A 13,989-nucleotide genomic window follows, 5' to 3' on the forward strand; every position below is an offset into this window, starting at 1 on the left:
CGGGTAAGGCTTCCTTAACCGCGCCGTCGGACCGTCCGGGCCACGATCCTCACGCCACAGATCCTGTGCCCAAGGACAATCCATGCGACGCTCGGCCGTTGGTTCCCTCGCTCTCGCCACCGTTCTCGCCTGCGCGGGCCTGACCCACGCCGCGCTGGCCGGCACCGACGGCGAGACGCCCGCGAAGGCGCCGGCCCGTGTCGAGAAGACCTTCCTGATCCCGTCGAGCGACGGCTACGGCGTCGGCGAGTGCCTGACGACGCCGGGCAGCGCCTGCGGCCAGGTGGTCGCCAACGCGTGGTGCGAGGCCCAGGGCTACGCCGCGGCGAACTCCTACGGCGTCGCCGCCGCCGACGAGTATACCGGCGCGATCAGCCAGCCGGTCCCGGCGCCGTCCGAGCGCCCGATCCGGATCACCTGCCAGGACTGAGCCGGCCGCGGACGGCCCGTCGCCGGGCCGCCGCGCGGAAAGCTCGCGTCACCGGGTGCCGCTCACTTCATGAAGTCGGCGCATTTCTGCGCCGGTTCGGTGCCCCAGGGCGCCAGCGGCACCGCCGAGGTCGAGTTCTTCGGCGAGCCCTGAATGACCTTGTCCGAGTAGACCATGTAGATCAGCGTGTTGCGCTTCGCGTCGCAGCCGCGGACGATCTGCATCGACTTGAAGATCAGCGACCGGCGCTCGCTGAACACCACCTCGCCCTGGCTGAGCTTGCCCTTGAAGGCGATCGGCCCGGTCTGCCGGCAGGCCAGCGAGATGTCCGAGACATCCTCGGCCAGGCCCAGTGTGCCCTTGATCCCGCCCTTCTCGGGCTGGGTGTACCAGCACGACACGCCCGAGACCGCCGGATCGTCGACGCCGTAGACCACGAGCTTGTCGTTGGGCGTCAGCGGGCGCCAGACCGTCGACTTGTCGAAGATCCGGTCCGGCTCCTGCGCCGCGGCCGGACCGGCCGCTGCCAGGCCCAGTGCGAGAAGCCCAACATAGGTGAGACTCCGAAACAACATCGCCGGTCAATTCCCCCTCACGCTTGCGGGCCGGATGTAGGAGGGGTGTCGCGGTCTTGCGAGGGGGCGTAGAATGGCCCCGCTTCCGTCCCGAAGCGCGGATGCGCGCGGGCTCCGGATACTCCGGATCGCCGCGCACCCGATCAACGCGATGCAGCCTATGCCTCACCGCCCGATCGTCCGTACGCTCGGCCGCCTCATCCTGAGCGCGGCCATAGCCCTCGGACTGTCCTCTCCGCTCGCGACCTCCGCCAGCGCGCAGGAGGCCGCGCCCGCCCCGGCGCCCGCCGAGGCGCGGCCGGCGCCGCAGCTGCCGTCGCCGCAGTGCCGGCGCTACCGGGCTGAACTGGCCTCGCTCCAGAGCGGCGCCAGCACGACGCGCGCGCTTAACGACGAGATCGGTCGGCTCGAAGCCTATTTCCGCGGCCTGAACTGCGAGGGCGGCAAGTTCCTGTTCTTCGACACCCGGCCGCCCCAGTGCGGCGCGGTGGAGCAGCGCATCCGCGCGCTCAAGGCCACCTACGGCGGCGCCGTGATCGACGACAGCGGCGCCCGGAAGCGGGAGCTTCAGGGGCTGGTCGCCTCCACCTGCCCGCCGCGCGAGGCCTATGCCGGCTCCGGTGAGGCCTACGGCCGGGGCGGCCCGCAGATGGTCTGCGTGCGGACCTGCGACGGCGGCTACTTCCCGATGAAGAACCTGCCAGAGGGCCGCGGCGGCGCCGACGAGATGTGTCAGGCGCTCTGCCCGGGGACCGAGGCGCAGGCCTATTCCATGCCGTACGGCGACGACGCCCTGAAGCACGCCGCCACGGTGAAGGGCAGCCGGGCCTACACGAACCTCGCCAACGCCTTCAAATTCCGCAAGGAATTCGTGCCGAACTGCTCCTGCAAGCCGGAGGGCAAGTCCTGGGCGCAGTCTCTGGTGAAGGCCGAGAGCATGCTGGTCCGGCACAAGGGCGACATCTTCGTCACGCCGATGCAGGCCGAGGCCCTGTCCCGGCCGAAGGTGCGCCTGACCCTCGTCGGCCGAGCCGACCGGACCGCGGCGGAGCTCGCCGCCGACGCCGCAGGCCGCGCGGGCGTCGACACGAAGGGCGGCGCGGGACCCGGCCGCGACGATGCGGCGAAAGTCCAGCCTGCCGCGGCCGACGGCACGAAGGCCGCGGAGGCCGCGGAGGCCAAGCCGGATCACGTTGCCGTGCGCATCATCGCGCCCGACGTCATCGCGGTGCCCCAGCGCCTCACCCCCTGAGACCGGTTTCGCGCCGACGGGCGCGGAACCATACGCGACGTCCGGTGTTCGGCTCGGCCTGAACCGACACGAGACCGCGATGCGCCTGCTCCGCCTGATCCTCCTCACCGGCACGGTGCTGCCGGGCCTGACGCTCGTGCAGCTCGCAGACGCCGCGCCGGGCCGGATCCAGGTGGCGCAGGGCGGACCGGAGGAGCGCGGCCCCCGCGGCGGCGAACCCCCGCACGGCGGCCCGCGCCCCGAGCGGCCGCCGCAGGAGCGTCCCGGCCCGCCGCCGGGCCCACCGGCCGCGCGCGAGCGGCCAGAACCCCGGCCGGAGCGGGCGCCGCCGCCCCCGCGCGAGCGGCCCGAACCGCCCGCCCAGCGCCAGCCGCAGGCCGAACCGCCTCCGCGGGAGCGCGCGCCCGAGCGCCGGCCGGAGCCGCCGGCGGCCCGTCCCCCGGCGCCGGACCGGCAGGACCGCCAACCGGAGCGGCAGCAGGACCGGCAGCAAGACCGGCGGGATCAGCAGCCGGACCGTCCGGACCGCGGGCCGCAGGATCGGCCCGGCCCGGGACGGTCCGAGCGTCAGCCGGCGCCGGATCGCGATCAGGCTCCGCCGCCCCAGGGGCGGCCCGCGCCGGAGCGTCCGCCGGCCCCGCCGCAGCAGCGCCAGGCGCCCGACCGGGATCGCCCCGGTGCCGACGACCAGCCGAACCGTCCCGCGCAGCGCGACGCGGCCCCCGACCGGTCCGCGCCGGATCGCGGACCGCCGGGTCAGCGTCCGGGCGGTCCGGGTGCGCCCGGCGACCGGCCTCAGCCCCCGAACGCGCCTCCCGGCGCACCCGGTCGGCCGGCCCAGCGCCCAGACGCGCAGCCCGACAATCGCCAGCCCGACAATCGCCAGCCCGACAACCGCCAACCCGAGAACCGCGCCCAGCCGAATGGCGGTCCCGGCGCCGAGCCCGGCCGGCCGCAGGCGCCCAACGCCGCTCCGGGCGTTCCGGGACGGCCGTTCCAGCCGCAGGGAGCCCAGCCCGAGGGACGGGCGCCGGCCCAGCCCAACGGTGCTCCCGGCGCCGAGCCCGGACGGCCGGTGCCGCCCAACATGGCCCCCGGGATTCCGGGACGGCCGTTCGTGCCGCCGGGCCAGGCGCCCGCCCCCGGACAGGCCCCACCGCCCGGCGGACCGCAGCCCGGGACGGCCCCGGCACAGCCGGGACAGCCGCCCGCGGGCGGCCCGGGCGGTCCGGCCGACCCGAACGCCTTCAACCGGCCGGGACAGCCCGGCTACGTCCCCGGCGGTTTCCGCCAGAACGACGGCGTGCGCGACTTCGATCAGGTCCGCACAGACCGGCGCGAGTTCCGGGAGGATGGCCGGACCTATTACCGGGAGCCGGGCCGCATCATCGTGCAGGACCGCGACGGCTACCTGATCCGCCACGACGAGAACGAGCGCTTCCGCACCCTCGACCCGCGCGGCTACCGGTTCGAGCGGCAGGGCGCGGACTTCTACAGCTACGTCGACCGGCCCGGCGGCGAGCAGATCGTCACCGTCACGAACGATGACGGTCGGATGCTGCGCCGCTACCTCCGCTACCGCGACGGTCGCGAGCTCGTCCTGATCGACAACAGCTACGCCGGCCCGCTCCGCCCGATCTACGAGGACGTGGTGGTGCTGCCGCCGCCGGAGATCCGCATCCCGCGGGACCGCTACATCGTGGATTACGCCCAGGCCGACGAGGCGGAGGTCTACGAGGCGCTGACGGCGCCGCCCGTGGTGCAGGTCGACCGCCGGTACACGCTGGACCAGATCCGCTACAGCCCGGACCTCCGCGCCCGCCTGCGCTCGGTCGACATCAACACGATCACCTTCGACACCGGCTCGTTCACCGTCACGCCCGATCAGGCGGCCAAGCTGTCGGTGATCGCCGGCGCGATGAACCGCGCCATCCAGGCCAACCCGCGGGAGGTGTTTCTGATCGAGGGCTTCACCGACGCCGTCGGCTCCGCGCTTGACAACCTGTCGCTGTCCGACCGGCGCGCCCAGTCGGTGGCGACCGTGCTGACCGAGCAGTTCCGCGTGCCGCCGGAGAACCTGACCACCCAGGGCTACGGCGAGCAGTACCTGAAAGTGAACACGCAGGGCCCGTCGCGGGAGAATCGCCGCGTCGTCGTCCAGCGGATCACGCCGCTGCTGCAGCAGGGGCAAGGTCAGGGGCAGGGCCAGGCAGCGCCTCCGCCGCCTCCGCCGCCGCGCTAGGGCGGTCGCCGCGCGGGCCTGTCCTGCGCGGCAGTTGACCGTGCGGCCACAGCGCCTCACCACCGGTTGAGGACAGCGGCGCGGGACGGTCATGAACAGCGAGGCGGAGGACGGGCTCATCCGGTCGGGCACACCGGTCTTCCGCCGCACGGCTCTGGCCCTGGCGGCGGCCGGCTTCTCGACCTTCGCGGTGCTCTACGCGGTCCAGCCGCTCCTGCCCATCTACGCGGAGGATTTCGGCGTCTCGCCGGCCGCGAGCAGCCTCGCCCTGTCGCTGCCCTGCGGGCTGCTGGCGGTGGCGCTGCTCGTCGTCAGCCCGCTCTCGGAGATCTGGGGGCGCAAGCCGGTGATGCTGGCCTCGCTGGTCGCTTCGGCGGTGCTCACGGTCGTGGCCGCCCTGGTCCCCGGCTGGTACGGCTTCCTGGCGCTACGCGCGCTCACCGGGCTGACGGCCAGCGGACTCCCGGCCGTCGCCATGGCCTATCTCGCCGAGGAGATGGACGCCAAGGCCATCGGCCTGTCGATGGGCCTGCTCGTCGGCGGCAACGCGCTGGGCGGCATGTCGGGCCGCCTGATCAGCGGCGTGATGGCGGACTTCGTCAGCTGGCGCGCCGGGCTCGCGGTCATCGGCGGCCTCGCGCTCGCCGCCGCGCTGGCGTTCTGGCGCTGGCTGCCGCCCTCGCGCCGCTTCGTGCCGCGCCGGCTCGCCTGGGCGGAAGTCCCGGGCAGCTTCGCCCATCATTTCCGCGACGCCGGCCTGCCCTGGCTCTTCGCCGAGGCGTTCCTGCTGATGGGCGGCTTCGTCTGCATCTACAACTACATCGGCTTTCGCCTGCTCGAGCCGCCCTACGCGCTGAGCCAGGCGGTGATCGGGATGATCTTCTCGGTCTACCTCGCCGGTATGGTCAGCAGCCCTGTCACCGGCGAGCTGGCGAGCCGCTTCGGCCGCCGCCGTGTCCTCTGGGTCGCCACAGCCGTCGGCCTGGCCGGCATCGTGATGACGCTCTCGGACCGCCTGCTGCTGATCCTGGCCGGCATCGTAGTGACGACGGTAGGTTTCTTCGGCGCCCACGCGGTCGCGAGCAGCTGGGTCGGGCGGCGGGCGCTGCGCGACAGGGCCCAGGCCTCGGCGATCTATCTCGGCCTCTACTATCTGGGCTCGTCGGTCCTCGGGACCGCGGGCGGCTGGTTCTTCGCCCATTCCGGGTGGAACGGCGTGGTGCTGTTCGTGGGCGGGCTGTACGGTCTGGCGCTGATGATCGCCCTGCGGCTGTCCCGCCTGAAGCCGCTCGCGACCTGATCCGGGAGATCCGCCGATGAACGCCCGCAGCCACGCCCGACACGTCGTCGACCAGTTCGGCGCGCAGGCCTCCGCCTACGTGACCAGCGCCGTGCACGCCGCCGGCGCCGATCTCGACCGGATCGGCGAGCGGGTCCGCGCGCGACCGGGCCTGCGGGTGCTCGACCTGGGCTGCGGCGGCGGCCACGTCGCCTTCGCGGCGGCCGCCGCTGGCGCCGCCGTCACGGCCTACGACCTGTCGGCCGAGATGCTGGCGGCGGTCGCGGCCGAGGCGGCCCGGCGGGGGCTCGACCGGATCGAGACCCGGCAGGGCGGCGCCGAGGCCCTGCCATTCCCCGACGCGAGCTTCGACGCCGTCCTGACCCGCTACAGCGCCCACCACTGGCGCGACGTGCCGGCGGCCCTGGCGGAGGCGCGACGGGTGCTGCGGGCGGACGGGTTCCTCATCGTCAGCGACATCGTCGCGCCCGAGGATCCGCTGCTGGACACGCACCTGCAGGCGCTGGAGCTGCTGCGCGACCCCTCGCACGTGCGCGACTACCGGGCGTCGGAATGGCGGGCCCTGCTGGAGGCGGCCGGATTCGCGCCCGGCGACGCGACGCCGAGCCGGCCGCGCATGGAGTTCGCGAGCTGGATCGCCCGGATGCGGACGCCGGAGACCCACGTCGCGGCGATCCGGGCGCTGCAGGTCACCGCGCCCGCGGAAGTCGCGGCGCATTTCGCCATCGAGGCCGACGGCAGCTTCCTGCTCGACGCCGCGCTGATCGAGGCGCGCCCGAAGCCCGGCCGCTGATCGCTCAGGCGGCCGCGCCGGAGAGCCGGCGCGCCGCCCGCTCCCGCCCGATCAGCGGCAGCAGGCCGGCGAGGTCCGGCCCGTGCTCCAGGCCGGTCAGCGCGAGCCGGAGCGGCATGAACAGGCCGCGGCCCTTGGCCCCGGTGCGGGTCCGGATCTCGGTCGTCCACGCCTTCCAAGTCTCCGGGCCGAACGGCTCGGGCGGCAGGGTCTCGCGGGCGGCCGCGATCACGGCGGGCTCGGTGAGCACCGGCTCGACGGGACCGGCCACGACCCGCCACCAGTCGGCCGCCTCCGCGACGCGCCCGAGATTGGCCCGCACCGCGACCCAGAACGCCTCGGCCCGGTCCTCGGGGATCCCCAGAGCCGCGAGGCGCGCGGCCGCCTCCGCGTACGGCATGGCGTGGACCAAGCGGGCGTTGAGGCCGTCGAGCTCCGCCGGGTCGAACCGGGCCGGCGCCCGCGAGATCTCGCCGAGATCGACGAGGCCCGCGAGGGTGTCGAGGTCGGGCACCGCCCGCACCGATTCGGCCGAGCCGGTGAGCACCGCCAGCGAGCGCACCGCCGCGGGCTCGTAGCCGGCCTCGCGCAGGCCGCGCAGCGACAGGTGGCCGAGGCGCTTCGACAGCCCCTCCCCGTCGGCCGTCGTCAGCAGGTTGTGGTGGCCGAAGACCGGGATGGGCGCGCCCAGGGCCTCGAAGATCTGCACCTGCACGCCGGTGTTGGTGACGTGGTCCTCGCCGCGGATGACGTGGGTGATCCCGAGATCGGCGTCGTCCACCACCGACGGCAGCGTGTAGAGGTAGCTGCCGTCGGCGCGGATCAGCACCGGGTCCGACAGGGACGCGCAGTCGACATGGGCCGGCCCGCGGACGAGGTCGTCCCAGCCGACGGTCCGCGCCTCGAGCAGGAACCGCCAGTGCGGCCGGCGGCCCTCGGCCTCCAGCGCCGCCCGCTCCTCGGCGGTCAGCCGCAGCGCCGCCCGGTCGTAGATCGGCGGCTGGCCGCGGCCGAGCTGGCGCCTGCGGCGGCGCTCCAGCTCCTCCGGCGTCTCGTAGCAGGGGTAGAGCCTCCCCGCTGCGCGCAGGCGGTCGGCGGCGGCGTCGTGCTGCGCCGTGCGGTCGCTCTGCCGGGCGAACAGGTCGGGCACGATGCCGAGCCACGCGAGATCCTCGCCGATCGCCTGGGCGAAGGCCTCCGTGGAGCGCTCCGCGTCGGTATCGTCGAGGCGCAGCAGGAAGCGGCCGCCGGTCCGGCGGGCGAACAGGGCGTTGAGCAGGGCCGGCCGGGCATTGCCGATATGGAGATACCCGGTCGGCGAGGGTGCGAAGCGGACGAGAGTCATGGCCCGCTCTCTAGCCGATCTGCGCGGGAATGTGCGCGGGACTTCGCGATCACACCGGCCGGATGCGCCGCCCCGCGGCGCCCGCTACCCAGGACGCGGGAAACCCGGCAGAAGGGCGCGCGTGGTGCGGTGCAGGATGTGAGCGGCATGGCGACGGACGAGACGGCCGACATCGTGGTGGTCGGCGGTGGGATGGTCGGCCTCGCCAGCGCCATCGCGCTGAGGGACCGCGGGCTCGACGTGGTGCTGCTGGATCCCGGCGAGGCGCGGGCCCGGACCTCCTACGGCAATGCCGGCGTGGTCAGCCGCGGCTCGATCCTGCCGATGTCGAGCCCGGCCCTGTGGGGCAAGCTCCCGGCCTACCTGCGCAACGCCGATCGCGGCCTGCGGCTGCACTACGGGCATCTCCCGCGGATCGTGCCCTACACGGCGCACTTCCTCGCCGCCGCGCGCGCCTCGCGCTGGCGCCGCGCCGCGGAGGCGCTGCTGCCGCTGACCAGCGCCGCCTATCCGGCCCACGAGCGGCTGGCGGCCCGGGCCGGGACCGGCGACCGGCTACAGCGGACGGGTTGGATCAAGGCCTACCGCACCGAAGCGGCCTTCGCGTCCGCCGCCCTCGAGCGCGAGATCCTGGCCGGGCACGGGGTCGCCTTCGACATCCTCGACACCGCGGCGCTGCGCGCGCTCGAGCCGGCGCTGGTGCGGCCCTACGCGCGGGCCATGCTGCTCACCGAGACGGGGTCGGTCCGCGAGCCCGGCCGGCTCATCGAGGCGTGCGAGGCCCTGTTCACCGGTCTCGGCGGCCGCCGCCTGCGGGGCAGCGTCGCCCGGCTGGAGCCCCAGGCGGACGGCTGGCGCGTCGATCACGACGGCGGCGCGGTGCGGGCCCGACAGGTGGTCCTCGCGGCCGGCGCCGCGTCCGGGGCGATCGCCCGGACCCTGGGCTACCGTTTCGCCGTTGCGGCCGAACGCGGCTACCACCGCCACTACGCCCTGCATCCGGACAGCCCGCCGCTGACCCGGCCGATCCTCGACACGGGCGCGGGCTCGATCCTGTCGCCGATGGGCGAGCACCGGGTCCGGGTCCTGTCCGGTGTCGAGCTCAACGCGCGCGCCGCCGCGCCCGACCACACCCAGATCGATGCGGCGTCCCGGGAGGCGGCCTCCACCCTTCGGCTCGGCGGCCCGCTGGACAACGCGCCGTGGCTCGGCTCCCGGCCGTCGACCCCCGACGGGATGCCGGTGATCGGCCGCGCCCCCCGGCACGACGGCCTGCTCTTCGCCTTCGGCCACGGCCATATCGGCCTGTCCACCGGCCCGATCACCGGCGAGATCGTCGCCGACCTCGCCACCGGCCGGGAACCGGCCGTGCCGGTCGCTGCCTTCGCGCCGGAGCGGCTCCTGCGCTGGCCGCGGCTGCTCTGAGAGCCGCGTCCCTCAGCGCCAGTCGTAGGGGTTGTAGGGCTCGAGCGCGGCCTCGACCTTCCGCAGGACGTCCGGCTGGCGCTGGAGATCGGTCTCCCGGGCGAGTGCCCGGAGGAAGGCCTGCGGGCCGTGCTCCAGGTCGCGCGTCAGCCCATTGTAGCGGTCGGCCGGCTCGACATGGGCGGGATTGACCGCGACGCGGTAAGCGAGGCCGCAGGTCGGCGGGTCGATCCCCAGGCGATAGCAGATCCGCACCCGGGCGAAGGGGACGTCCGGGCGGTAATCGACCCGGTAGCCGCCGAGACGGAAGGCGCCGCCGGTCGCGCGCTCGGCCCAGGCCAGCGTCCGCGCCACCGTGGTGAAGCCGGCGGTGCGCCGGTCGCGCACGAGGTCGATCGCCGCCCGTTCCGTGGGCACGAAGGATTGCGCGCAGGCCGGGCCGGACACCAGCGCGACCAGAAGAGCGGGGACGGCGAGTCTCATGGCTTCTTCATGCAGACCGCGACGGGCTGGGCATCCTTCGGCCTTGGCGGTCATGTCGAGGCAGCCGACCGTGGACACGCCGTCCGTGACGGTCACCGACGGCACAACCGCCATGCCTCGGCAGTAAGCGCCAATCAATTCCTCGTCACGGCGGCACGCCACGTCGAGGCGCACCTGGCTGTTCAGGGACGGTCCCGGTGGCCCGGCTGGTCCGGCCGGGCCCCGGTCGCCCGCGGGGCCGCGGGCGCCGGTGGCGCCGTTCACCCCCGCCGGCCCGGCCGGCCCCGCCGGTCCCCGATCACCCTTCGCCCCTGGAGGTCCGGCCGGTCCGGGCTTCGTGGCATCGCAGGCGGCGAGCGCGAGCGCCACCGCGCCGACCACGAGCGCGATCAGGGGGGATCTCATGGGGTTCTCCGGCAGGCCTGCGCGCGGGGAACTGGCGCGCGCAGGCGGTGCGTCAACAGCGCGTCGCCGACACGACGGCGCTATTACAACCAAAAGTAGCGGCTGTTTGATAACCCTGGTCTAGTCGATCGGATTAAGAGTTTCGCAAAAGCTTGGCGTCACATCGGATGAGATGGCTACTTCCGACTGATCTGCTCGCATATGAACAGCCGAGGACTTGTAGGAACGCAGGTCAGAGTGACGCCAGGTTGCCTCCTCGCGCGCCTCGGGCGCGACACCGGGGGCGCGGCCGCGGTGGAGTTCGCCCTGGTGGCCCTGCCCTTCCTGGCGCTGTGCGGCGCGATCATCCAGATCGTGTTCCAGATGTGGGCGACGCAGAATTTCGATCGCGCGCTCCAGAACGCGGTCCGGACGATCTTCACCGGCCAGTTCCAGCTCGACACCGCCGGCCAGACCAATCCGGCGACCGTGCTCGCGACCCTGAAGGCTAGGATGTGCGGATCGGCCGTCAGCCCCGTGCCCACCGTCTTCAACTGCCAGAACGTCAAGATCGACGTCGCGACCTCGAGCAGCTTCGCGAGCGCGACTGCGACCAAGCCGATCGACACCGCCACGGGCACGTGGAGCACGAGTTTCGGCTCCAACTACAAATGCGCTTCGCCCGGGACGATCGTGATCGTCACAGCGGCCGTGCCGTTCCCGACCTTCTTCAATCTGATGGGCCTCAATACGAAGCAGTTCACCAGCGGCTCCGCGGAGGGATCGAGCCTGCTGACCTCCACGGCGGTGTTCCGCACCGAGCCCTATCAGATCGTCGGAGCGAGCCCGTGCCCGTCCTCGCCGTCCTGACCCGGCGGGCGGCGCGGCTCCGGCACGACAGGCGCGGCGGCGCGGCCGTCGAGTTCGCCGTCATCCTGCCGATCCTGCTCGCGATCTGGGCGGGCATGACCGAGGTGACGCACGCCATCGACGAGTGGCGCAAGCTGACGCAGCTCGGCCGCACCGTGGCGGACCTGACGGCGCAGGGCGACACACAGAACCCGATCAGCACCACCGTGATGAACGACATCCTCGCCTCCGCCACGGCGGTGATGCGCCCGTTCGACACGTCGAAGGTCAAGATCGTGGTCAGCGCGATGGGCACCGACGCGAAGGACCCGAGCGGTCCTCCGGTGGTCTGCTCGAGCGTCGCCAACACCAACGGGACCGCGCGGAGCCCGGGCCCCGCGCCCAGCCTGACCGTGCCGGACGGCTACCGGATGCCGGGCATGCGCTACGTCCTGGCTGAGGTCAGCATCAGCTACACGCCGATGATCGGGAGCGCGCTGGTCAAGCTCGCCAAGGGCGTGAGCAACACGATCACGTTCACCAGCAGCGCGCCGTGGCCGACCCGCGGCGGCCAGGCCTACGGCACCAGCACCTACACGGAAGTCGTCCTGCCGGACGACAAACAATCGAACTGCGATGGCACGAAGATCGTTCGCAAAACCTGACGGCCGCCCCGAGCGGCGCCGCGACATCCTGCGCGACCGCGGCGGCAACGTCGCCCTGCTGTTCGCGTTCCTGAGCGTGCCGATGGTAATGGTCGGCGGCGCGGCGATCGATTACGGCTTCGCCACGCGGCTGGAGACGAAGCTCCAGGCCGCGGCCGACGCCACGGCGCTGCTGCTCTGCCAGACGCCGCTGACGACGTCCGAGACCGAACTCAACGCCCTGGCGCAGACGACAATGACCGGTGCCATGGGGGCGGCGAGCCTCGTGGTCGACCGGCTGGCCATCACCAGCAGCCCGCGCAAGATCACGCTGACCGCTCACAAGCAGTCGACGACCTTCTTCGGCGGCCTGACCGGGACCCAGCGCATCAACCCGGGCGCCGTCTCGCAATGCGCCACGCCGCTGCCGAAGACTTTCGAGATCGCGCTCGTGCTCGACAACACGGGCTCGATGGCCGCCTCGAGCGGGGGACAGTCGAAGCTTCAGGCCGTCCAGACGGCCGCGACCGACTTCGTCAACTACGTCTACACCAGCCCAGCCTTCTCCAGCGCGAGCAAGATCTCCATCGTGCCGTTCGCCGCGTCTGTGGCTGTCAATCCAGCCACCTATCGTTACGCGACCTGGATCGATCAAGCTGCGCAATCCAGCTATCACTGGCTCAACGTCAACGGCCTTCAGGGCACGGGCATCACCAATCGCTTCGACATCTTCTCGAAGTTGCAGGCGGCCAACTCCGGCTGGGCCTGGGCGGGATGCCTCGAAACACTGCCCTATCCCCTGAACGTTCAAGATGGCGCACCGACCGCGAGCAACAAAGATTCTTATTATCTCCCGCTCTTCGCCCCCGACGAGCCGGGTGACGGCTCGTCGGAATATAGCGAATACTCGACCAAAAACTCATCGAGTATCAGCTTCAACAGCTATATCGACGATTATACGAACAGCCCCGATTGCCCCAAGCCGACCCGGGACACGTCATTCTCGACGGCCGAGGCGCGTGCATGCAAGTATCTCAGCCCCCGCGATCCGTCGCCCACCTCGCGAAACCGCTACACGGGTATTCCCAACGGGCCGAATTTCGGCTGCACGACCCAGCCGCTTCAGCGACTGACCAGTGATACCACGACGCTCAAGAACCTGATCAACCTGATGGTAGCCTCAGGCTCGACCAATATTCATGAAGGTTTCATGTGGGGATGGCGCACGCTTTCCCCGAACAGCGTGTTCGCAGACGGCGCGCGCTACTCCTCGAACAGCGCCAATTCCGACCTCAGCACGATCAACAAGATCATGATCCTCATGACAGACGGGGAAAATACCTGGCCCGTAAATTCGAACCCGTCCTACAATAAATCCATGTACTTTCCCTTCGGATATTTTACGAACGCCGATGGATCGAACCCGAATTCGCGGCTTCCGCCCAGCAATCAAAATATTTCGAATGCCCGCACAGCGCGGGATGCGCTCGACAAACTGACAGCCCTCGCGTGCAGCAACGCGAAGACAAATAATATCTCGATCTACACGATCGGCTTCAGCGTCCCGGCGGATCCGATCGACTCGGCCGGCCAGACGCTGCTGCGGAACTGCGCCTCGTCACCGGACCAGTTCTACCTCGCCAACTCGTCCGACGACCTGATCAAGGCCTTCAAGTCGATCCAGGCCAGCATCGGCGCGCTGAGGCTGACTCAGTAGGCGCCGCGCCGGCGCTGCGCGGGATCCGGCGCGCGGGCCGGACCCGGTCAGTCGTCGCGGTAGACCCGCTCGCGGCGCTCGTGCCGCTCCTGCGCCTCGAGGGACAGGGTGGCGATCGGGCGCGCGTCGAGGCGGCGCAGGGAGATCGGCTCGCCGGTCTCCTCGCAGAACCCGTAGGATCCGTCCTCGATTCGGGCCAGCGCCGCGTCGATCTTGCCGGTGAGCTTGCGCTGGCGGTCCCGGGCCCGCAGCTCGATCGCCCGGTCCGTCTCGGAGGACGCGCGGTCGGCGAGGTCGGGGTGGTTCTCGTTCTCGCTCTGCAGAGCCACCAGCGTATCCTGCGCCTCGCGCAGGATGTCGTTCTTCCAGCTCAGCAGCTTGCGCCGAAAATATTCGCGCTGCCGGTCGTTCATGAAGGGCTCGTCGTCGGACGGGACGTAGCCGTCCTCCAGCTGCACCTTCGCCATGCGTCACCCTCGCTGGATGGTAAACCGCCCACCAGGGGATGGCCGGTGTGCGGCGATAACGTGAGGTGCCGTATAGTCGAGGT

Annotated in this window: 13 protein-coding genes; 9 read left to right on the forward strand and 4 right to left on the reverse strand. The window is 72.0% G+C overall.

The window, feature by feature from the left end; all coding sequences use genetic code 11:
- The first annotated feature begins 82 nt into the window (after window positions 1–82).
- On the forward strand, window positions 83–430 hold the full coding sequence (locus C4T42_RS06070; RefSeq protein WP_042672904.1) for a hypothetical protein: 348 nt from the start codon (window positions 83–85) through the stop codon (window positions 428–430).
- A gap of 62 nt (window positions 431–492) precedes the next feature.
- On the opposite strand, the gene C4T42_RS06075 is transcribed toward C4T42_RS06070, so the two are convergent.
- Window positions 493–1,005: a CreA family protein gene (locus C4T42_RS06075; protein WP_020092910.1), complete on the reverse strand. Its 513-nt coding sequence runs from the start codon at window positions 1,003–1,005 to the stop codon at window positions 493–495.
- A 160-nt stretch (window positions 1,006–1,165) separates the two neighbouring features.
- On the opposite strand from C4T42_RS06075, the gene C4T42_RS06080 reads away from it, so the two are divergent.
- The 4 genes from C4T42_RS06080 (at window position 1,166) to C4T42_RS06095 (ending at window position 6,592) form a co-directional block, all read left to right on the forward strand.
- A complete protein-coding gene (locus C4T42_RS06080) occupies window positions 1,166–2,257 on the forward strand; it encodes a DUF2865 domain-containing protein (RefSeq protein WP_042672906.1) in 1,092 nt (363 codons plus the stop codon).
- A gap of 79 nt (window positions 2,258–2,336) precedes the next feature.
- Window positions 2,337–4,499, forward strand: a complete 2,163-nt coding sequence (locus tag C4T42_RS06085) for an OmpA family protein (protein WP_103984870.1) — start codon at window positions 2,337–2,339, stop codon at window positions 4,497–4,499.
- A gap of 91 nt (window positions 4,500–4,590) precedes the next feature.
- Entirely contained in the window at window positions 4,591–5,799 is a 1,209-nt protein-coding gene (locus C4T42_RS06090; RefSeq protein ID WP_103984871.1) for an MFS transporter, read from the forward strand.
- A 16-nt stretch (window positions 5,800–5,815) separates the two neighbouring features.
- Complete coding sequence (locus C4T42_RS06095; protein WP_103984872.1) at window positions 5,816–6,592, forward strand: class I SAM-dependent methyltransferase; 777 nt, start codon at window positions 5,816–5,818, stop codon at window positions 6,590–6,592.
- A gap of 4 nt (window positions 6,593–6,596) precedes the next feature.
- Here the strand turns inward: C4T42_RS06095 and C4T42_RS06100 are convergent, their stop codons facing one another.
- Entirely contained in the window at window positions 6,597–7,937 is a 1,341-nt protein-coding gene (locus C4T42_RS06100; protein WP_103984873.1) for a glutamate--tRNA ligase, read from the reverse strand.
- A 147-nt stretch (window positions 7,938–8,084) separates the two neighbouring features.
- Between C4T42_RS06100 and C4T42_RS06105 the strand changes: the two genes are divergently transcribed.
- Window positions 8,085–9,362: an FAD-binding oxidoreductase gene (locus C4T42_RS06105; protein ID WP_103984874.1), complete on the forward strand. Its 1,278-nt coding sequence runs from the start codon at window positions 8,085–8,087 to the stop codon at window positions 9,360–9,362.
- 12 nt (window positions 9,363–9,374) lie between these two features.
- Here the strand turns inward: C4T42_RS06105 and C4T42_RS32345 are convergent, their stop codons facing one another.
- Complete coding sequence (locus C4T42_RS32345; protein ID WP_244603176.1) at window positions 9,375–10,250, reverse strand: hypothetical protein; 876 nt, start codon at window positions 10,248–10,250, stop codon at window positions 9,375–9,377.
- Between the two features lie 237 nt (window positions 10,251–10,487).
- Here C4T42_RS32345 and C4T42_RS06120 point away from each other — a divergent pair, with 237 nt between their 5' ends.
- The 3 genes from C4T42_RS06120 to C4T42_RS06130 are packed head-to-tail and all read left to right on the forward strand — an operon-like array spanning window position 10,488 to window position 13,439.
- On the forward strand, window positions 10,488–11,099 hold the full coding sequence (locus C4T42_RS06120) for a TadE/TadG family type IV pilus assembly protein (protein WP_244603177.1): 612 nt from the start codon (window positions 10,488–10,490) through the stop codon (window positions 11,097–11,099).
- The gene (locus C4T42_RS06125; RefSeq protein ID WP_100250747.1) at window positions 11,078–11,743 is read left to right on the forward strand and encodes a TadE/TadG family type IV pilus assembly protein; all 666 of its coding nucleotides are present in this window, start codon (window positions 11,078–11,080) and stop codon (window positions 11,741–11,743) included. The genes C4T42_RS06120 and C4T42_RS06125 overlap by 22 nt, the downstream gene beginning before the upstream one ends.
- The gene (locus tag C4T42_RS06130; RefSeq protein WP_081636474.1) at window positions 11,715–13,439 is read left to right on the forward strand and encodes a pilus assembly protein TadG-related protein; all 1,725 of its coding nucleotides are present in this window, start codon (window positions 11,715–11,717) and stop codon (window positions 13,437–13,439) included. The genes C4T42_RS06125 and C4T42_RS06130 overlap by 29 nt, the downstream gene beginning before the upstream one ends.
- Before the next feature lie 47 nt (window positions 13,440–13,486).
- On the opposite strand, the gene dksA is transcribed toward C4T42_RS06130, so the two are convergent.
- Window positions 13,487–13,906, reverse strand: coding sequence for an RNA polymerase-binding protein DksA (gene dksA, locus C4T42_RS06135; RefSeq protein WP_012322444.1), 420 nt, complete (start codon window positions 13,904–13,906; stop codon window positions 13,487–13,489).
- Window positions 13,907–13,989: the final 83 nt, after the last annotated feature.

Source organism: Methylobacterium sp. 190mf, assembly GCF_900107945.1.
In the GTDB taxonomy this organism is placed as follows: domain Bacteria; phylum Pseudomonadota; class Alphaproteobacteria; order Rhizobiales; family Beijerinckiaceae; genus Methylobacterium.

Bases quoted from the DNA above. Each gene is read 5' to 3' on its own strand.
- C4T42_RS06105 (WP_103984874.1), top strand. From the start codon at position 8,085: ATGGCGACGGACGAGACGGCCGACATCGTGGTGGTCGGCGGTGGGATG.
- C4T42_RS06130 (WP_081636474.1), top strand. From the start codon at position 11,715: ATGGCACGAAGATCGTTCGCAAAACCTGACGGCCGCCCCGAGCGGCGC.
- C4T42_RS06070 (WP_042672904.1), top strand. From the start codon at position 83: ATGCGACGCTCGGCCGTTGGTTCCCTCGCTCTCGCCACCGTTCTCGCC.
- C4T42_RS06095 (WP_103984872.1), top strand. From the start codon at position 5,816: ATGAACGCCCGCAGCCACGCCCGACACGTCGTCGACCAGTTCGGCGCG.
- dksA (WP_012322444.1), bottom strand. From the start codon at position 13,906: ATGGCGAAGGTGCAGCTGGAGGACGGCTACGTCCCGTCCGACGACGAG.
- C4T42_RS32345 (WP_244603176.1), bottom strand. From the start codon at position 10,250: ATGAGATCCCCCCTGATCGCGCTCGTGGTCGGCGCGGTGGCGCTCGCG.
- C4T42_RS06075 (WP_020092910.1), bottom strand. From the start codon at position 1,005: ATGTTGTTTCGGAGTCTCACCTATGTTGGGCTTCTCGCACTGGGCCTG.
- C4T42_RS06080 (WP_042672906.1), top strand. From the start codon at position 1,166: ATGCCTCACCGCCCGATCGTCCGTACGCTCGGCCGCCTCATCCTGAGC.
- C4T42_RS06090 (WP_103984871.1), top strand. From the start codon at position 4,591: ATGAACAGCGAGGCGGAGGACGGGCTCATCCGGTCGGGCACACCGGTC.
- C4T42_RS06100 (WP_103984873.1), bottom strand. From the start codon at position 7,937: ATGACTCTCGTCCGCTTCGCACCCTCGCCGACCGGGTATCTCCATATC.
- C4T42_RS06085 (WP_103984870.1), top strand. From the start codon at position 2,337: ATGCGCCTGCTCCGCCTGATCCTCCTCACCGGCACGGTGCTGCCGGGC.